20 protein-coding genes are annotated in these 17,824 nt (G+C 34.9%); 10 read left to right on the forward strand and 10 right to left on the reverse strand.

The annotated features are described in order from the left end of the window. Position 1: 1 nt before the first annotated feature. Positions 2-1,006, forward strand: coding sequence for a DUF3078 domain-containing protein (locus tag HM987_RS04025; protein WP_179005456.1), 1,005 nt, complete (start codon positions 2-4; stop codon positions 1,004-1,006). 12 nt (positions 1,007-1,018) lie between these two features. Here the strand turns inward: HM987_RS04025 and HM987_RS04030 are convergent, their stop codons facing one another. Continuing rightward, positions 1,019-1,678, reverse strand: coding sequence for an ATP-binding cassette domain-containing protein (locus tag HM987_RS04030; protein ID WP_179005457.1), 660 nt, complete (start codon positions 1,676-1,678; stop codon positions 1,019-1,021). A 99-nt stretch (positions 1,679-1,777) separates the two neighbouring features. Continuing rightward, complete coding sequence (locus HM987_RS04035) at positions 1,778-2,065, reverse strand: hypothetical protein (RefSeq protein ID WP_179005459.1); 288 nt, start codon at positions 2,063-2,065, stop codon at positions 1,778-1,780. A gap of 317 nt (positions 2,066-2,382) precedes the next feature. Between HM987_RS04035 and prfA the strand changes: the two genes are divergently transcribed. The 4 genes from prfA to HM987_RS04055 all read left to right on the forward strand — a co-directional run bounded on the left by prfA (position 2,383) and on the right by HM987_RS04055 (position 5,714). Next, on the forward strand, positions 2,383-3,462 hold the full coding sequence (gene prfA / locus HM987_RS04040) for a peptide chain release factor 1 (protein WP_179005461.1): 1,080 nt from the start codon (positions 2,383-2,385) through the stop codon (positions 3,460-3,462). Between the two features lie 87 nt (positions 3,463-3,549). Continuing rightward, complete coding sequence (locus tag HM987_RS04045; protein ID WP_179005463.1) at positions 3,550-3,837, forward strand: hypothetical protein; 288 nt, start codon at positions 3,550-3,552, stop codon at positions 3,835-3,837. A gap of 170 nt (positions 3,838-4,007) precedes the next feature. Beyond that, entirely contained in the window at positions 4,008-4,841 is an 834-nt protein-coding gene (gene pyrF / locus HM987_RS04050) for an orotidine-5'-phosphate decarboxylase (protein WP_179005465.1), read from the forward strand. A 72-nt stretch (positions 4,842-4,913) separates the two neighbouring features. Then, the gene (locus HM987_RS04055) at positions 4,914-5,714 is read left to right on the forward strand and encodes an ABC transporter substrate-binding protein (protein ID WP_179005467.1); all 801 of its coding nucleotides are present in this window, start codon (positions 4,914-4,916) and stop codon (positions 5,712-5,714) included. A gap of 118 nt (positions 5,715-5,832) precedes the next feature. Here the strand turns inward: HM987_RS04055 and HM987_RS04060 are convergent, their stop codons facing one another. From HM987_RS04060 to purU, 3 genes are all read right to left on the reverse strand, one after another. Further along, entirely contained in the window at positions 5,833-6,030 is a 198-nt protein-coding gene (locus HM987_RS04060) for a Lacal_2735 family protein (protein WP_179005469.1), read from the reverse strand. Between the two features lie 88 nt (positions 6,031-6,118). Then, on the reverse strand, positions 6,119-6,829 hold the full coding sequence (locus tag HM987_RS04065) for a DUF4197 domain-containing protein (RefSeq protein ID WP_179005471.1): 711 nt from the start codon (positions 6,827-6,829) through the stop codon (positions 6,119-6,121). A 138-nt stretch (positions 6,830-6,967) separates the two neighbouring features. Then, positions 6,968-7,822 (reverse strand): formyltetrahydrofolate deformylase, encoded by an 855-nt coding sequence (purU, locus tag HM987_RS04070; RefSeq protein WP_179005473.1) that lies wholly within the window; start codon positions 7,820-7,822, stop codon positions 6,968-6,970. Positions 7,823-7,967: 145 nt separating this feature from the next. On the opposite strand from purU, the gene HM987_RS04075 reads away from it, so the two are divergent. The 3 genes from HM987_RS04075 to HM987_RS04085 all read left to right on the forward strand — a co-directional run bounded on the left by HM987_RS04075 (position 7,968) and on the right by HM987_RS04085 (position 12,890). Continuing rightward, positions 7,968-11,453 (forward strand): methylmalonyl-CoA mutase family protein, encoded by a 3,486-nt coding sequence (locus tag HM987_RS04075; RefSeq protein ID WP_179005475.1) that lies wholly within the window; start codon positions 7,968-7,970, stop codon positions 11,451-11,453. Between the two features lie 419 nt (positions 11,454-11,872). Continuing rightward, entirely contained in the window at positions 11,873-12,481 is a 609-nt protein-coding gene (locus tag HM987_RS04080) for a DEAD/DEAH box helicase (RefSeq protein ID WP_179005477.1), read from the forward strand. Between the two features lie 19 nt (positions 12,482-12,500). Next, positions 12,501-12,890 (forward strand): hypothetical protein, encoded by a 390-nt coding sequence (locus HM987_RS04085; protein ID WP_179005479.1) that lies wholly within the window; start codon positions 12,501-12,503, stop codon positions 12,888-12,890. A gap of 10 nt (positions 12,891-12,900) precedes the next feature. On the opposite strand, the gene HM987_RS04090 is transcribed toward HM987_RS04085, so the two are convergent. Continuing rightward, positions 12,901-13,296 carry a hypothetical protein gene (locus HM987_RS04090; protein WP_179005481.1) on the reverse strand — a complete coding sequence of 132 codons (396 nt, stop codon included), beginning with the start codon at positions 13,294-13,296 and terminating at the stop codon, positions 12,901-12,903. Between the two features lie 117 nt (positions 13,297-13,413). On the opposite strand from HM987_RS04090, the gene HM987_RS04095 reads away from it, so the two are divergent. Beyond that, positions 13,414-13,854: an Lrp/AsnC family transcriptional regulator gene (locus tag HM987_RS04095; RefSeq protein ID WP_179005483.1), complete on the forward strand. Its 441-nt coding sequence runs from the start codon at positions 13,414-13,416 to the stop codon at positions 13,852-13,854. A gap of 55 nt (positions 13,855-13,909) precedes the next feature. Here the strand turns inward: HM987_RS04095 and HM987_RS04100 are convergent, their stop codons facing one another. From HM987_RS04100 to HM987_RS04115, 4 genes are read right to left on the reverse strand one after another with little or no spacing between them, the layout of a single operon-like run. Then, entirely contained in the window at positions 13,910-14,416 is a 507-nt protein-coding gene (locus tag HM987_RS04100) for a hypothetical protein (RefSeq protein ID WP_179005485.1), read from the reverse strand. A gap of 2 nt (positions 14,417-14,418) precedes the next feature. Then, complete coding sequence (locus HM987_RS04105; RefSeq protein WP_179005487.1) at positions 14,419-15,393, reverse strand: YpdA family putative bacillithiol disulfide reductase; 975 nt, start codon at positions 15,391-15,393, stop codon at positions 14,419-14,421. 9 nt (positions 15,394-15,402) lie between these two features. Next, positions 15,403-15,780, reverse strand: a complete 378-nt coding sequence (locus tag HM987_RS04110) for a VOC family protein (RefSeq protein WP_179005489.1) — start codon at positions 15,778-15,780, stop codon at positions 15,403-15,405. Next, positions 15,777-16,982: an MFS transporter gene (locus HM987_RS04115; RefSeq protein WP_179005491.1), complete on the reverse strand. Its 1,206-nt coding sequence runs from the start codon at positions 16,980-16,982 to the stop codon at positions 15,777-15,779. Before HM987_RS04115 ends, HM987_RS04110 begins: the two co-directional genes overlap by 4 nt. A gap of 234 nt (positions 16,983-17,216) precedes the next feature. Between HM987_RS04115 and HM987_RS04120 the strand changes: the two genes are divergently transcribed. Beyond that, the gene (locus HM987_RS04120; protein ID WP_179005493.1) at positions 17,217-17,816 is read left to right on the forward strand and encodes a DUF1684 domain-containing protein; all 600 of its coding nucleotides are present in this window, start codon (positions 17,217-17,219) and stop codon (positions 17,814-17,816) included. Positions 17,817-17,824 lie beyond the last annotated feature (8 nt).

Raw genomic sequence — 17,824 nt, forward strand, 5'->3', positions numbered from 1 at the left:
CATGAAAAACTATTTGTGGCTTATTTTTAGTGTCATTTTGTTCTCGTCAACCGACATAGCAGCACAACCAGATTCTTTATATTTTTTGAAAAAAAAGGAACTGCCTATAGAATTGGGATGGCGCACCAAAAAAGAAGTGGGTTTAACCCTTAATCAAGTCTCTTTCACTAATTGGAACGCGGGTGGAACCAATTCAATTACTGGTATAGTGAGTGGTAAGGCAACTGCAAAATACAAAAAGGAAAAATACTTTTGGAATTCCAATTTCAATGTACGCTATGGCTTAAATAAACAAGCAGATAGAGATATTAGAAAGACCGATGATGTTATTGAAGTAATTTCTAATGTTGGCTTAGAGAAAAACCCAACAAGTAATTGGTTCTATTCTGCAAAATTCAGTTTTAATTCACAATTGGCTAATGGCTATAACTATCCCAATAGAGATGAGCCTATATCACAATTTTTAGCACCTGGTTATATGTTTTTTGGTTTGGGTATGGAATATGGACGACATATTGAACGTTTATCGTTTTACGCTTCCCCATTCACTTTAAAAACCACATTTGTTTTAGATGATGATTTGGCAAATAGGGGCGCTTTTGGTGTCGATCCTGCAATTTATGATTTAGAAGGAAACATTTTAAGGGAAGGCAGTAAAGTAAGACAAGAATTGGGCATTTTATTGACTAACCAATACGAGGAAGAAATGTTCGAGAACATAAAAGTGACGAGTCTTCTGCGTTTATATACAGATTATATCAATAGTTTTGGGAATATTGATGTCGAATGGGAACTGAACTTAGACATGAAAGTCAATAAATACGTTAAAGCCACTCTGGGTTCGCATCTTAGGTATGATGACGATATTAAATCTGAAGTCGAAGTCAATGATATGACCAATGAAGAAATCGTAATTGAAGGTCCAAAACTACAGTGGAAGCAAATTTTAGGTGTTGGCGTCGTCGTAGATTTGGATAATATTATAAAGCCCAATGAATCTTCTTAATTCGTTGTATTCTTAGAGACTGCCTGCATTCAAATATTTATAATCTTCAAGTTCAGTAAGCTTTTCAATCTTTTTAGTGGTACCATTTTTAAGAAGGTAGATCACATCAGAAGATTCAATGATATGTTGATACATGTGGTCTGAAATAACAATGGCTTTCTTTTTCTTTTCTGCAGCGATAAGTTGCTTTACGGTTTCAATATGTAAAGGTGCTAAATGCGAAAAGGGTTCGTCTAAAAACACGATTTTACTTGTTGCTTTCAGAATAATATAGGTTTCAATAATACGTCTTTCGCCACCAGACAATGTTTTAAATTTTGAATGTTCGTAATTGGAAAATTCCTCAAAATCTTCGATAAAAGCATTCCAGTCCAGTTTATATAGTTTGAAAATAAAGGATAATTTAAATCCATCAGAAATAAAATTATATTGTGGTAGATATTTGGCAATTCCCGCAGAATACAAAGGCTTTAAAAGTGGTTTGCTGTCTAAGCGAACCAGCTTATATTTAGGCTTCAAATTTCCAAATGCAATGTTGAGTAAACTACTTTTTCCACAGCCGTTTCTACCTAAAATAGCAGTTACTTTTCCTGTTTCTGCTTTGAGGTAAATACCGTTTAAAATGCGTTTGTTCTTAAAGTAGAGTTCTACATTGTCTAATTCAAATATCAATTTTTAATTGTTTTTATATCGAGGTATTGTCTTTTATTTGATTGAATTTCAGTATTTTTTTCAGCCTAAAATTTGAATCGGGAATTTTTAAAAATTCAGTTATGTAAACTCTCTAAAAACGCTCAAATAAAAAACGGTCAAGATACAATCTATAAGAAACATAATCGAAAATAGCTTAAAAGGCGATATGCCCAAATTCTTGTAAAACGTTAATTTACGTTTATTCGGCGTTTCGCTCACATAATACCATGCAAAAACCGTAAGAAATATTTTGGTCGCTATGGCTGGTGCTATTTGCGCATTAAAAAAGGCGACAACAGCAGTAACCAGGAATGACCAAATCACAAATGGCTTATAAAAGGATAGTATAGCTAGGAAACGATACATAGTTAATGAATAACGTTATTTGGTGTCATTTATTTTTACATTAAAAATTTGATTTCCTTTAAATTTTATAAAAAGAACCTAGACCGCTGCGCTTATAGATTTTAGAGCCTAGACTAAAATTCGTTTCAAGTTGTTAATACTGTAACATTTTAAATTTCCATTTCTTAATTTTAAAAAGTGTGATTGCTACATTGTTCAAGTAAAAGAACTGAAGTTTTCATGAAGTCATCTTTCAGAGTCTTGTTTCTATTATCTAACAGCGAAGCGGTCTTTAATCTAAAAAAATTGTATTTTTGAAATCCAATTTTTGAAGAGCCATGTTAGAGAAAATACAGATTATAAAACAACGTTTTGATGAGGTAAATGACCTTATCATTCAACCCGATATTATATCCGATCAGCAACGCTACACTAAGCTGATGAAAGAATATAAGGATCTTAAACTTATTGTAGATAAAGGCGAAATTTATAAGGAAGCTTTAGATAATATTTCTGAAGCCGAAGAAATTATTGCGGATGGCTCTGATGCCGAAATGTTAGATATGGCAAAATTGCAACTCGATGAAGCAAAAGAGACCATTGATAAGCTAGAAGAAGAGATTCGTTTTATGCTGATTCCAAAGGATCCAGATGACGCTAAAAACGTGGTCGTGGAAGTACGTGCAGGAACAGGAGGTGACGAAGCCAGTATTTTTGCAGGCGATTTATACCGAATGTATTCCAAATATTGCATTGATAAAGGCTGGAAGGTCGATGTGGTGAGCCAGAGTGATGGAACATCTGGAGGATTTAAAGAGATCATATTTGAAGTTTCAGGTGAAGATGTTTACGGCACCTTAAAGTTTGAAGCTGGTGTACATCGTGTACAACGTGTACCACAAACCGAAACTCAAGGTCGTGTGCATACAAGCGCAGCAACAGTTATGGTGTTGCCAGAAGCAGAAGAATTTGATTATGAATTAGATATGACCGAAGTGCGTATAGAACGTACCACGTCAACTGGTCCTGGAGGGCAGTCGGTTAACACCACATATTCAGCCATTAAGTTACATCATGAACCTACGGGAATGATTGTGAGTTGTCAAGATCAGAAATCATCACACAAAAACTTAGAGAAAGCCTTAAAGGTGTTACGCTCGCGTTTATACGATTTAGAATTAGCAAAACAACAAGCTGCTGATTCTGAAAAACGAAAAAGCATGGTAAGCTCTGGCGACAGAAGTGCTAAAATTAGAACTTACAACTATCCGCAAGGACGAGTGACTGATCATAGAGTACCAGGTTTAACACTTTATGATTTATCAAATATCATTGATGGTGATATTCAAAAAATTATTGACGAATTAATGTTGGCTGAAAATACGGAGTTATTGAAGGCTAGTGATGATGTGATTTAGTTCCTGCGAAAGCAGGAATCTTATGAATTTAGAAGGCTTTTGAAAATAATTGTAGTAATATCACTTTTGCTTTTGAGTACAACCTGTATGGCTCAGGAAAATGATTCTATTTCTCAGTCAGAAAAAGAATGGATAGAATTGGTAAATTATACACCAAAGAATTTTATAGTTAACTTAAAGAATAAACCTATTAGTAAATTTTTGCAAACTGATTTGAATACAGTTTGGAAATTAAAGACGGCTTATGAAAAAAAAGAGAAGTTAAGCATTTATGAAATTCAATGGTTAGAAGACCTGGTAAATCAATTGGCAGTTGCATTTTTTCTTGAAAAAAAGCTAATAGTCTTAGAAAGTGTAGGCGGATATTCTGGTTGACCAGAACAATTATTGAATACCGAAATGAAAAATGAAATTAAAATTATCACTTTAAGTTTCTTTCAAGGAGGTTGTATTATAAATGAGAAAACTGAAAAATTTATTCAAATATTTAATAATAGAACTGAAAAACTGTTGTTGAATTTAAATAGAAATGTTGACTATTGAATATGACTACAAAGCAACTTACAACACAAATCCAAAAAAAGAAATCCTTCCTCTGCATAGGCTTAGACGTCGATTTAAATAAAATTCCACAACATTTATTAAAAGAAGAAGACCCCATCTTCGCTTTTAATAAGGCCATTATAGATGCCACACATCATTTATGCGTTGCCTACAAACCAAACACGGCATTTTACGAAGCTTACGGTATTAAAGGTTGGCGAGCTTTAGAAAAAACAATCGACTATCTCAACGAAAAACATCCTGAAATTTACACCATTGCTGACGCTAAACGAGGCGATATTGGTAATACAAGTACCATGTATGCCAAAGCGTTTTTTGAGGATTTAGGTTTCGATAGTGTAACGGTTGCACCTTATATGGGAAAAGATTCAGTAGAACCTTTTTTAGCTTTTAGGGATAAGCATACGATTCTTTTAGCCTTAACATCCAATCAAGGCGCTTTTGATTTTCAGACCAATCCCGAAATTTCGGGAGTAGATGGCGTGGAGTTATACAAAAAAGTTTTGGAAACCTCTAAATCTTGGCAAAATTCAGAAAACTTAATGTATGTGGTTGGTGCGACCAAAGCGGAGTTTTTAGCGGATATTCGTAACATTATTCCAGATAGCTTTTTGTTGGTACCAGGTGTTGGTGCCCAAGGTGGCAATCTTCAGGACGTGTGTAAATATGGTATGAATAGTTCGGTTGGTTTATTAATCAATTCATCACGTGGTATAATTTACGCTTCTCAAGATGAAGATTTTGCACAAGCCGCTGCCGCAAAGGCTGAGGAATTGCAGGTGCAAATGGCAGCTGTTTTGAGTAAAAAGTCTTAATTAAAAGTCACAGTTTATAGTTTTTCATATGAGTAAGCCTGAAAACTGATTCTACGACTAAAAACTAAAAAGATGAAGGATCAACTCAACAGAGAATTTCAACTAGAGAAAACCCCAAAACGAATCATCTCTCTAGTACCTTCCCAAACCGAATTGTTGGTCCATTTAGGTTTGGAAGCCTCAATCGTTGGTGTGACTAAATTCTATGTGCATCCAAAACATCTGCGACTATCAAAAAAGGTGGTTGGTGGCACAAAGCAAATCAATCTTCAGAAAATAATAGATTTAAATCCTGATATCATTCTTTGTAATAAAGAAGAAAATACAAAGAAAATGATTGCAGAACTGGAAACTATTGCGCCAATTCATATCAGTGATATTTACAATTTAGAAGATTGTTTTGAGTTGATAAAAATGTATGGCAATATATTTCAAGTTGAAAAACGTGCTTCAGAATTAATTTCAAATATTCGAAAAGAACGTAAGGCATTTCAACTTCAAATTACAACTAAAAAGCCGTTGAAAGTTGCTTATTTTATTTGGAAAAATCCATGGATGGTGGCAGCTTCAACTAATTTTATCGATGCTATGATCACCGAAGCCGGATTTACAAATGTGTTTAAAGCACAAGAGCGTTATCCAGAAATCGACTTAAATAATTCAAATTTAAAAGGGGCAGATCTTATTTTCTTGTCCAGCGAACCTTTTCCGTTTAAGTCGGATCATATTGCAGAATTGCAATCAAAATTTCCAGAAAAGACAATTAAAATTGTGGATGGCGAATTATTTTCTTGGTATGGCAGCCGTTTATTGAAGTCCTATCCGTATTTTAAAACGCTACATGATGAAACGCAAAAAGTCGATACTATCTAAAATACCGACTTCAACTAACTAATTCGAGATTTAACTAACTCAATCTTTTGCATTACAAAGATGCTTATATTCTGTGAGTTGAATGTTATGTTACTATTAGGATAGTATTAAATATAGATTAATTGGCCTGTAGCTTAGTATCGCCAACAACAAATTTGAGTTTGTTGATTTTATGAAGCACTTTGGTGGCTTTATACTCAGAAAAATCGCTTAACGCATGATCGGTTTGTCTTAAATTATAAGCCTCTTCAATGAGCTGCTTATATTTTTTATTTAGCTTTTTCTTTTTATTTAGAAGTCGATTTAAATTAGCCACAACGGAATGCGTTATTAGTTACTCGTTGAAAGTTAGTAATTTATATCTAAAAAGAATGTTAAAGCCTAAAAAAATATTTTATCTTTTTCTAGTCTTGCAAAGCAAATACCTTCCGCAATAAATCCGTAGTACGCGAAGACACTTGGTTTCTTATTTCTTTTTCCTCCACAGCAATCATGGTGTAAACCCCTTTTAAAGCTTCGCCAGTGACATAATCCGTTAGATCTGGATTCACGTTATTGGTTAAAGGCAAATTATTGTATTTGGTAATAAGATTCGTCCAAATTTGGTCAGCACCCACTTTACTGAATGAATTGTTGATTACTGGTTTGAATTTATCGTAAAGTGCCGTTTGTGTTTTCGAGGTTAAATAAGAGGTTGCTGCAGTATCATCGCCAAGCAATATATTTTTAGCATCATCAAACGTAATGCCTTTCACTGCATTTACAAAAATAGGTGTCGCTTCAGATACGGCATCCTCGGCCGCTCTATTCAGTACTTTTAAGCCTTCGTCAGCTAAACTGCTTAAGCCTATTTTTCGCAACGTTTCATCCACTTTTTTTAATTCATCGGGTAAAGCGATTTTTACCAATTCATTTCTGAAAAAGCCATCTTCTGCAGTTAACTTGGTCACTTGTTTGTCAATACCTAAGTCCAAGGCTTGTCGCAATCCGGCCGCAATATCAGCATTGCCTAATACGTCTCCTGTGCCTTCTGGTAAAGAATCAACTACCTGTTGTAATTCTGCACAAGCTGTTAAATTGAAAATAATAAGTAAAGCAAAGATTCTCTTAATCATGATTTGTTTTTTTAATTTGAACAAAGGTAATTTATTATGAATAAAACGGTTTCAATTTTTATGCCGTTTCTCAATTTGAAAACCGATTTAAATGTTTTTGTTAGTAATTAGACCTAATTAAAGTCATAAGTCACATTATCAGGAAAAAATAACAGTTTTATTATTAAACACCATGACCTTTCTATTAGCATGAAGTTTAATAGCATTAGATAGTACAATTTTCTCTAAATCGCGTCCTTTGGCAATTAAGTCTTTAATAGAATGTGAATGCGACACATGAGTAACACCTTGCTCTATGATTGGGCCTGCATCCAATTCTTCTGTAATATAATGACTTGTGGCTCCAATAATTTTTACACCACGCTTGTAGGCCGAGTGGTAAGGTTTTGCACCAACAAAAGCTGGTAAGAAGGAGTGGTGAATGTTAATAATTTTGTTCGGGTACTTATCGATTAAGGTTCCAGACACTATTTGCATATAACGTGCTAACACTATAAAATCAATTTGATGTTTCTCAAGTAGCTCCAATTGTTTTTGTTCAGCTTCATGTTTTGTGGTTTTTGTCACTGGAACATGAAAAAATGGAATCTTAAAACTATCTGCAATAGGTTTTAAATCGAGATGATTGCTTAAAATGAAAGGAATTTCAAGGAACAATTCCCCTGAATTATAACGCCCTAAAATATCGTATAAACAATGGTCATATTTAGAAATAAACAATGCCATCTTTGGTTTTCTTTCAGCGGCATACATACGCCATTTAAGCTTGAATTTTTCCGCCAAAGAATTTTTAAACAGGGCCTTAAATTTTTCAATAGAAAATGAACTTGAAGCAAACTCACATTCCAAACGCATAAAAAAGATGTTTTGTGCCCTATCGACATGCTGATCTATATATACAATGTTCCCGTCGTTGGAGGCCATAAAACTCGTAATGGAAGCAATAATATTAGGTTGATCCTCGCAGTGAATTAGTAGCGTTATTTTTTGCATAAAATTGATATTGAATGAATTGTTAAAAGTAATTAAAATTGTAAGCTATTCGCCCTTTCTTAAAGATTTAGATAATTAATGATTATTGCTTTAAATTTTTGAATATTCCTTAAATTTGCCATTCAAATCAGCAATATTTTTACGAATGGAACAAGCTACACCTTATAAGCCAAAACATAAAGTACGTATAGTAACTGCAGCATCCCTTTTTGATGGACACGATGCGGCAATTAATATTATGCGTCGCATTATTCAATCTACAGGCGTTGAAGTGATTCATTTAGGTCATGATAGAAGTGTAGAAGAGGTCGTAAATACTGCAATTCAAGAAGATGCGAATGCTATCGCTTTGACTTCTTATCAAGGTGGTCACAACGAGTATTTTAAATATATGTATGATTTGTTAAAGGAAAAAGGAGCAGGTCATATCAAAATCTTCGGAGGTGGAGGTGGCGTAATTCTTCCTGAAGAAATCAAAGAATTAATGGATTATGGGATTACCAGAATCTATTCGCCAGACGATGGAAGAGCACTAGGTTTACAAGGCATGATTAATGATTTGGTGGAGCAGAGTGATTTTGCCATTGGAGACCAATTGAATGATGAAGGTGAGGTGCTTCATGAAAAAAATCCTAAGTCTATTGCCAGAGTGATTTCTTCTGCAGAAAATTTTCCTGAAGTTGCTAAGGAAACGTTAGAAGCCATTCATAAAAAAAATAAGGATTCAAAAACACCAGTTCTCGGAATCACAGGAACAGGAGGTTCCGGTAAATCATCCTTGGTAGATGAATTGGTACGTCGCTTCTTAATCGATTTTCCCGAAAAAACGGTTGGCTTGGTTTCTGTAGATCCTTCCAAACGAAAAACGGGTGGTGCACTTTTAGGAGATAGAATTCGTATGAACGCTATAAATTCGCCAAGAGTTTATATGCGAAGTTTGGCCACACGTCAATCTAATTTGGCATTATCTAAATATGTAAATGAAGCTGTTGAGGTTTTAAAAGCTGCCGAATATGATTTGATCATTCTTGAAACGTCAGGAATCGGACAATCGGATACCGAAATTATTGAGCATTCTGATGTGTCCCTCTATGTCATGACACCAGAGTTTGGTGCAGCTACACAACTTGAAAAAATTGATATGCTCGATTTTGCAGATTTAGTAGCCATAAACAAATTTGATAAACGTGGTGCTTTAGATGCGCTTCGAGATGTTAAAAAGCAATACATGCGTAATAATAATCTTTGGGATATTCCTCAAGATGAGTTACCAGTTTATGGAACCATTGCCTCGCAATTTAACGATCCAGGAATGAACACGCTCTATAAAGCGATCATGGATGAATTAGTTAAAAAAGCAGATGCGGATTTAAAATCGACCTTTGAAATTTCTAAGGAAATGAGTGAGAAGATTTTTGTAATTCCGCCTTCACGAACACGATACTTGTCTGAAATAGCCGAAAATAATAGGGCTTATGATAAGACAGCAAACGAACAGGTTGAAGTCGCTCAAAAATTATATGGCATTTATAAAACGATATGTTCCGTTGGAAATGTTAACAAAAGTGAAGTCGAAAAGTCTTTCATTGGAAAACAAGGCTTAAATGATGATGAAATTCTTCATCAAGCTCAGAATGACAAAGGTAATGTCATTCCGACAGAAGGAGGTACGACTGACGAGGAATCTCAAAATCAGTTCTTAAATCTGTTGATTAAAGAATTCGACCGTGTAAAACTGAATTTGGATCCTTACAATTGGGAAGTCATAACAGGTTGGGATGAAAAAGTAAACCGTTTCAAAGATCCTGTTTATTCCTTTAAGGTAAGAGATAAGGAAATTAAAATTGAAACCCATACCGAATCGCTTTCGCACACACAAATCCCCAAAGTAGCCTTGCCAAAATATCAGGCTTGGGGAGATATTTTAAGATGGTGCTTGCAAGAAAATGTACCTGGCGAATTTCCATATACGGCAGGATTGTACCCTTTTAAAAGAACAGGAGAAGATCCTGCAAGAATGTTTGCAGGTGAAGGAGGGCCAGAACGTACCAATAGACGCTTTCATTATGTCAGTGCAGGTTTGCCGGCAAAACGATTGTCAACAGCTTTTGATAGTGTAACACTTTACGGAAATGATCCCGATTTACGTCCGGATATTTATGGTAAAATCGGAAACGCTGGTGTTTCTATCTGTTGTTTGGATGATGCTAAAAAACTGTATTCTGGTTTTGATTTGGCAAATGTGATGACTTCTGTGAGTATGACTATCAATGGTCCGGCGCCAATGTTGTTAGGCTTTTTTATGAACGCTGCGATAGACCAACAATGTGAAATCTACATCAAAGAAAATGGTTTAGAAAAAGAAGTAGAAAAGAAAATTGAAGCCATTTATAAAGGTAAAGAACGGCCAAAATATAACGGTAAACTTCCAGAAGGAAACAACGGTTTGGGTTTAATGCTTTTAGGCGTGACTGGCGATCAAGTTTTACCTTCAGATATTTATACCGAAATAAAAAAGAACACCATCGCACAAGTTCGAGGAACAGTTCAAGCTGATATTTTAAAAGAAGATCAGGCTCAAAATACCTGTATTTTCTCTACTGAATTCGCCTTGCGTTTAATGGGAGATGTTCAGGAATATTTCATTGAAAATAATGTCCGTAACTTCTATTCGGTATCCATTTCCGGTTATCATATTGCCGAAGCAGGAGCAAACCCAATAACACAACTGGCATTGACTTTATCCAATGGGTTTACTTATGTAGAATATTATTTAAGTAGAGGGATGGACATCAATAAGTTTGGACCTAATTTATCCTTTTTCTTTTCAAACGGTATAGATCCTGAATATGCGGTTATAGGTCGTGTGGCACGTAAGATTTGGTCAAAAGCCTTGAAGCATAAATATGGTGCAAATCCGAGAGCGCAAATGTTAAAATATCACATTCAAACTTCTGGTCGCAGTTTACATGCCCAAGAAATTGATTTTAATGATATCAGAACAACGCTTCAAGCTTTATATGCGATTTACGATAATTGTAATTCATTGCATACCAATGCTTATGATGAAGCGATTACAACACCAACAGAGGAGTCAGTTCGTAGAGCAATGGCAATTCAACTAATCATTAATAAAGAATTAGGATTGGCCAAAAATGAAAACCCAATACAAGGTGCTTTCATCATTGAAGAATTGACCGATTTGGTAGAAGAGGCCGTGTTATTGGAGTTTGATCGCATCACGGAAAGAGGAGGTGTGCTCGGAGCCATGGAAACGATGTACCAACGCAGCAAAATCCAAGAAGAAAGCTTGTATTATGAAACCTTAAAGCATAACGGCGAATTCCCAATTATTGGTGTAAATACCTTTTTGAGTAGCAAAGGGTCACCAACAGTACAGCCGGCAGAAGTGATTAGAGCAACGGAAGAGGAAAAACAATTTCAGATAAAAACATTGGAGCGTTTGCACAACGCGCATGATTCAGAAGAACTATTAAAAGAATTACAAAATAAAGCCATTAATAATGAGAATATTTTTGAAGCATTAATGGACGTCTGCAAGGTGTGTTCGTTGGGTCAGATTACATCTGCGTTGTTTGAGGTTGGTGGTCAGTATCGCCGAAATATGTAAGCAGAGAACCACTTTTTGCTTTTCGCAAAAAGTGAGTGAATCGCTTATGCTGAGCGTAGTCGAAGTATCTCAGAGAACCATTTTTTGCTTTTTGTAAAAAGTGAGTGAATAGCCTGTCCTGAGCGTAGCCGAAGGGCTTATGCTGAATATTACTGTGAAACAGAATATATTTTGTTAAGCGAGAAGTCAACAACGTTTGCCGAATTATCTCAGAGAACCATTGCTTCTTTCTTACACTACCAAGTACAAGTTGAAAAAGAACAGATTGAAAATGTTTTTACATTGTAATGGCTTCAAAATGAGGAATGAAGGTTATTTGGTTGGGGAAATTCGAGATAAAGCTTACTGTAAAGTCTGTCATTAATGATATCTTTGCTTGAGATAGCACTATGGTAATTTGCTATTTAAAAATAGCGATCATGTCATTCAAAAAACTTCACCCTTTATTAAAAGAATCCTTAGAAAATGAAGGGTTTGAAACTTCAAATGCATTTCAGAAAAAAGTGTTGCCAATTTTAAAAGGTGGTTCCGATGCTTATGTAATTGCACCCAAAGGCAGTGGAAAAACGACTGCACTAATTATTGCAACAATCCATAAATTAAAAGCAGCAGCTTTTGAAGATTCACCACGAGCCATCATAGTGGTCAATGACAAACAGAGTGCTTTAGATTTAAAAGATGAATTTGAACGCTTTACAAATACAACGGATTTAAGGGTTTACGCATTATATGACGAATATGATATTGAAAAGCAGAAAACAGAAGTCTATTATGGTCAAGATATTGTGATAGCAACTCCTGCTCGCTTGAGTAAGCTTTATTTTTTGAATGGCATCCATTTAGGCGAAGTACAATTATTTGCCATTGAAGATGCGGATTATTTAGGACGGAATAATGCCTATAATCATATTTTAAGACTATCTGAAAGTATCCATAAAAGTCAGTTTGTGATTATTTCTGATACTATGAATTCTAAAATAAAGAATTATCAAAATGCATTTATGAGTAATGCACAAGTGATCAAATAAAGTTGAACTTTTAAGTCCTATGAAATATTCTATCGCAATTCTTCTACTTATGGCTTCAATTCCTGTGATGAGTCAAAATAAATCAGTTGATAACTGGGTTCAAGATATCGTAGCTGATATGATTGAAATGAATGATTTAGATCGTTATAGTTCAGAAGAATTATCACCAGATGTTAATGTGAATTTCATTTTGGTGGAATCTGTAAAGGACATTGACATAAAAGGACGTACAATCACTATGCTTGTAAATCATGGCAAGGGTACCTATTGTACTAAATTGACTTTTAATTACATTGAGAAAAACGGGAATTTCCATTTGGTCTTTTCAAAACCTGAAACTAAAATAACTTTAGGGAAAGAAACGACGTGGATTACGCCTTGGATTGCTAAAACTAATATTTGTAATTAATGCTTGTCAATTACAAGGTCATCATCCAGTGATGTTTCAGCTTTCTGAATTTTTTCAACTCACCACGAAGGATCGGTAAATAATCCCGTCCATTACTGTTCGATTTTTCTAGTCTCCTGCAATTACTATATAATCTTGTGGTTAAACGGTCTAAGCTTTCGAGATGCTTACTTTTTTTATCAGAGCAACGTTCTTGTTCAGCACTGATAATTTGAGGCGCAAGATTTGTGGATTGTTGCACAATATCGCCTGTAAAATAAATATGTTCATCCTCGGAACCATCAGGATTTAAATAGGATAGATCTTGATTTAGATAGGTTGAAATACTTCGGGAAAGCACAATAATATCCATAGCCTTTTGGTAAACAGGCAATTCGGAAAAATGCGATGGAAGATTGTAATTCATATTCTTAATAGCAATGCACACGAATTTAAGGACTTAAATTCAAATTAAACTTTAATAATTAAAGTCATTTAGTATATTTGCTTTAATAATTATGTTTTTATCGCTAAATAACTTTAAATGAATATCGATAATTTAAATTGGAAGATTTTAAAGTGCCTTCAACAAAATGCACGCATGTCCAATGCAGAAATTGGGCGACAAGTGGGAATAACATCACCAGCGGTTTCTGAGCGCAAAAAAAAAATGGAAGATGCTGAAATTATACAAGGTTATACCACATTTGTTTCGCCTTTTGAAGCTGGTTACCAGCTAAAAGCGTTGATTACCTTACGAGCTTTTATGGGCATGTTAAAACCATTTTTGGAAAAAGTGAAGACCTATGATGAGGTCGTGAACTGTTATCGTATTACAGGTAATGAAAACATAGTGATGGAAGTGGTTTTAAAAAATCAAAAACATTTGGAATCGTTTATCGATCAGCTGATTAGTTATGGAGAAACAAAAACACAGATTGTCTTGTCTCATGTGGTTAAATATAAGGAGATAAAGCCCTTGTAATTACAAACCGTCATTTGTCCGCACAGCGAATAATGTTTTGCATGAAAATTATATGTCAATCCTCATCAAAAAAATCATTGGGATCAAAAGGCATATCGTCATCAGGATCGTGGTCATCGTAATTCACTCCTGGTGGATTAAAAAGTCCCCAACGGTCAATGATATAATTCCACTCGTCAAACGTTTTTACCCATTCGGCAAAAAGGATTCTGAATTCTTCGACCGCAGTTCTTAAAAGGTCAAGATACGCCGTGTCTTTGTAGCCATGCATTTGCAATCCTCTAGCATCCGTAATCAGCTCGCGAGCCGCCTTTCTAATGATTGCGGCATTTTCCATACGCAAATCATAAAGGGTGTCTTCACTGGCAGCACCTGCTATCTTTGCAGGGATTATTATTGAATTCTCCCGTAAATAATCAAGATTGCTCTCCATCATTTCAGCTCTAATGTCATCTTCAAAATCAATGTCGGTATTTTCAACAGCGGATACAATATGATCTACCAACTCACTAATTTCTGTAGCTTTTATATATATTGGTAAGTTTTCCCAGTCATCTTCCATAACTATTCTTTTTGGTTTTCTATATGGTTGGCAATGAGTTTAGCATGAATTCTAGAGTTTTCAATAAACCATTTATGGGTTTCCATGCCACCACAAATTACTCCTGCTAAATAAAGTCCTTCAATATTCGATTCCATGGTTTCGGGATTGTAAATAGGAATGTGCTTTTCATCCTTTGAAAATTCAATTCCAGCGTTAGCCAAAAATTTAAAATTAGGTCTATAACCCGTTAGAGCCACGACATAATCGTTCGCAATTGTAATTTCGCCTTCATCTGTTTGTACAATAATTTCTGTGGCTTTGATTTCCTTGATTTCTGAATTAAAATAGGCTTTAATGCTGCCTTCTTCAATACGGTTTAAAATGTCTGGTTTTACCCAGTATTTTACACGTTCGCCAATAGCGTTTCCTCTAACAATCATGGTCACGTTGCCGCCTTTTCTATAGATTTCGAGTGCTGCATCCACGGACGAATTACTGGCGCCTACAACCGCAATATGCTGTAAGGTATAAGGATGTGCTTCCTTGTAATAATGAAACACTTTGGGTAAATCTTCACCAAGAACATTCAATAAATTTGGAATATCATAAAAGCCCGTAGCGATGATTACTTTTTGAGATTGATAGTTGGCTTTATCAGATTTAATGTTAAATCCGTTGTTTGTTTTGTTAATATCCAATACCTTTTCATACAGATTAATATTCAAATTATTGGATGTAGAAACGCGTCTGTAATATTCTAAAGCTTCGTTTCGAGTGGGTTTGGGGTTATTGCTGATAAAAGGAATGTCATCAATTTCCAATTTTTCAGACGTTGAGAAAAACGTCATGTTCAACGGATAATTGAACAATGAATTGGTCAATGCGCCTTTTTCAATAATGGTATAATCCCAATTCCGTTTTTTACATTCCAAGGCGCAGGCAATTCCGATTGGTCCGGCTCCAATAATTATGATGTCTTTATAAATAGTTTCCATGTAATTTTTTCAATTGATTCTCCAAGGTGGATTTTTACGATTTTTTCCTGCATGATAGATGATAATGGTATTTCCATCAGGATCCTTTAAATAAACTTCGTTCCACAACCAAGACTGCTCTAAAATTTCGGTATTAAAAGTAATACCTTTTTGTTGGAGTTCCGAAACTGTTTTTGAAAGATTTTCGACTTCAAAATATAACGTCACACTATTGTTGATTGGTAAATCTTCCACTTGGTGTATTGAAAATGTGGAATCGCCATTCGGACATTCCAACCGCGCATATCTCGGAAGCGCATCAACAATCAGTTTTAAACCGAGCTTTTTATAAAAGCTTACAGCACTTCTAGCATCTAAAGATGAGACTGTTATTTGATTTAAGTTCATAATATTTCTTTTTTCAGCTGCTGTTTCAAATACAGCAAAAGCAAAATTCCTAAAAATCCAAGAGCAACCATAATATACCAGGTATTATTATAACCAAAATTATCAATTAATCGCAAGCCTGCACTATGTCCAAAAATATGAGCAATAGAAAACGCCATGACGTACATAGACAGGTATTCGCCTTGTTTTCCTTTCTTTGCTCTATCCATAGCAAAGGCATTGGAAAAGGGAAAAGCGATCATCTCACCGATAGTCATAAATAACATACCGACAGCTAATATGCCAATCCACGAGGTCAAATTGAGAACGTAAAAACTTACCATAGTGAGAAGTAGGCCCAAAAGCGTAAGACCTATTTTAGTGTTTTTAGTTTGTTCTAACCACTTAATTAATGGCATTTCTAGCAAAAAAATAAAGAAACCATTAAGCCCAAGGAGAATGCCTATGTCCAGCTCTGTTAAGTGATGGATGTCTTTATAATAAAGTGGCAAGGTAGAAAAATATTGTAAAAATATAATTCCGAATAATACCATTGCGGCAAAAAATATCCAAAACAATTTATCCTTATAAACCGATATGGGATGTTCTACCATAATGTTATCTATTGCTTTTGCTACTCTAGGATTTAAAACTTTGATGAGCAAAATGGTGGCAAGGATACAGGTTATACCATCTACCCAAAATAAACCGCCATAACCCAAAGTGGTTATAATAAGTCCACCAACGGCAGGACCAGCCGAGAAACCTAAGTTAATAGCTAAACGAATTAAAGTCACGGATCTCGTCTTATTTTCTGGTTTACTATAAACGCTCATGGCGACAAACATTGCGGGTCTAAAGGTGTCTGCGACGACCATTACCAAAAAAATACCAACACAAACACTCGCAAACGTATTTAAGAATTGCATGGCAATGAAGAGGAATCCTGTGCTGAGAAGACTTCTTACCATTACTTTATAGTAGCCAATAGTATCTGTTAGTTTCCCACCAATCCAGGTACCAACGACTGAGCCTAAACCAAAAGCGCTCATAATCCAACTGACATCTGTAAAGGTAAAATTCAAGTTGTCAGTTAGGTATAATGATAAAAACGGAATTACCATTGTGCCAGCTCTATTCACAAATGTGATCAGTGCTAGCCACCATACTTCTCTTGAAAGCCCAAGAAATGTGCTAAGGTAATTTTTGAATAAATTTTTCATTTTGGTGGTTGGTATAAAAATAAAAAGTCCGACGTTGACGTCGGACTTTTAAATATTGTTTAATAGTATATATGTATAGCTACAATAGATAATGCGTCCGAATGTTTTCCGAAGAAATCACACAGGTCTGCTTTGTATATCTAATTGTATTAAACATTATTTTTAATTTATTTCTGACTCAAAGCTACAATAAAATTCACTAAGTTGTATTTTTGAATTCTAAAATATTTTGAGATGAAGAATTTAATATTACTTTTTTTAATGGTTTTTTCTGTTGGTTGTGCTCAAGAAAAACAACGTTTAAATGGGGAAACCGCATGGCAAAAAGAAATGAATGCAGACTTTAAGGATGCTACCAAGTCGCCGTTAAAAGATAAGGATAGAAAGAAATTCAAGGGTTTGGATTTCTATAAGTTCGATTCTACTTATGTGGTAAAGGCAACGTTAAAAAGGACACCAGATGCAAAACCTTTTAAGATGAAAACAACGACTGAAAGACGACCAGATTACATACAATATGGTGTGGTTACATTTAGTTTAAAAGGCAACGCATACGAACTTAGTATTTATCAAAATTTAGGACTTTTAGAAGAGGAAGGCTATGAGGATTATCTTTTTCTACCATTCTTAGACGATACTAATGGTAATGGAAGTTATCCTGGCGGACGATATACAGAAGCACGTATTCCAGAAGATGATACACTAATAATAGATTTTAATACGGCTTACAATCCATATTGTGCATATAATGCCAAGTATTCTTGTCCGATTGTACCAAGAGAAAATTACATTCCTACAGAAGTTGAAGCTGGAGTGAAGGCGTTTAAAAAATAGTGTTCAGT

This window comes from Winogradskyella forsetii (genome assembly GCF_013394595.1).
Taxonomy (GTDB): domain Bacteria; phylum Bacteroidota; class Bacteroidia; order Flavobacteriales; family Flavobacteriaceae; genus Winogradskyella; species Winogradskyella forsetii.

Excerpts from the sequence above, each read along its gene's own strand:
- HM987_RS04025 (WP_179005456.1), top strand. The coding sequence starts at position 2 with ATGAAAAACTATTTGTGGCTTATTTTTAGTGTCATTTTGTTCTCGTCA.
- HM987_RS04085 (WP_179005479.1), top strand. The coding sequence starts at position 12,501 with ATGAAATATTCTATCGCAATTCTTCTACTTATGGCTTCAATTCCTGTG.
- HM987_RS04105 (WP_179005487.1), bottom strand. The coding sequence starts at position 15,393 with ATGGAAACTATTTATAAAGACATCATAATTATTGGAGCCGGACCAATC.
- HM987_RS04080 (WP_179005477.1), top strand. The coding sequence starts at position 11,873 with ATGTCATTCAAAAAACTTCACCCTTTATTAAAAGAATCCTTAGAAAAT.
- HM987_RS04100 (WP_179005485.1), bottom strand. The coding sequence starts at position 14,416 with ATGGAAGATGACTGGGAAAACTTACCAATATATATAAAAGCTACAGAA.
- HM987_RS04065 (WP_179005471.1), bottom strand. The coding sequence starts at position 6,829 with ATGATTAAGAGAATCTTTGCTTTACTTATTATTTTCAATTTAACAGCT.
- HM987_RS04120 (WP_179005493.1), top strand. The coding sequence starts at position 17,217 with ATGAAGAATTTAATATTACTTTTTTTAATGGTTTTTTCTGTTGGTTGT.
- purU (WP_179005473.1), bottom strand. The coding sequence starts at position 7,822 with ATGCAAAAAATAACGCTACTAATTCACTGCGAGGATCAACCTAATATT.
- HM987_RS04095 (WP_179005483.1), top strand. The coding sequence starts at position 13,414 with ATGAATATCGATAATTTAAATTGGAAGATTTTAAAGTGCCTTCAACAA.
- HM987_RS04110 (WP_179005489.1), bottom strand. The coding sequence starts at position 15,780 with ATGAACTTAAATCAAATAACAGTCTCATCTTTAGATGCTAGAAGTGCT.
- HM987_RS04075 (WP_179005475.1), top strand. The coding sequence starts at position 7,968 with ATGGAACAAGCTACACCTTATAAGCCAAAACATAAAGTACGTATAGTA.
- HM987_RS04090 (WP_179005481.1), bottom strand. The coding sequence starts at position 13,296 with ATGAATTACAATCTTCCATCGCATTTTTCCGAATTGCCTGTTTACCAA.
- HM987_RS04045 (WP_179005463.1), top strand. The coding sequence starts at position 3,550 with ATGGCTCAGGAAAATGATTCTATTTCTCAGTCAGAAAAAGAATGGATA.
- HM987_RS04115 (WP_179005491.1), bottom strand. The coding sequence starts at position 16,982 with ATGAAAAATTTATTCAAAAATTACCTTAGCACATTTCTTGGGCTTTCA.
- HM987_RS04035 (WP_179005459.1), bottom strand. The coding sequence starts at position 2,065 with ATGTATCGTTTCCTAGCTATACTATCCTTTTATAAGCCATTTGTGATT.
- prfA (WP_179005461.1), top strand. The coding sequence starts at position 2,383 with ATGTTAGAGAAAATACAGATTATAAAACAACGTTTTGATGAGGTAAAT.
- pyrF (WP_179005465.1), top strand. The coding sequence starts at position 4,008 with ATGACTACAAAGCAACTTACAACACAAATCCAAAAAAAGAAATCCTTC.
- HM987_RS04055 (WP_179005467.1), top strand. The coding sequence starts at position 4,914 with ATGAAGGATCAACTCAACAGAGAATTTCAACTAGAGAAAACCCCAAAA.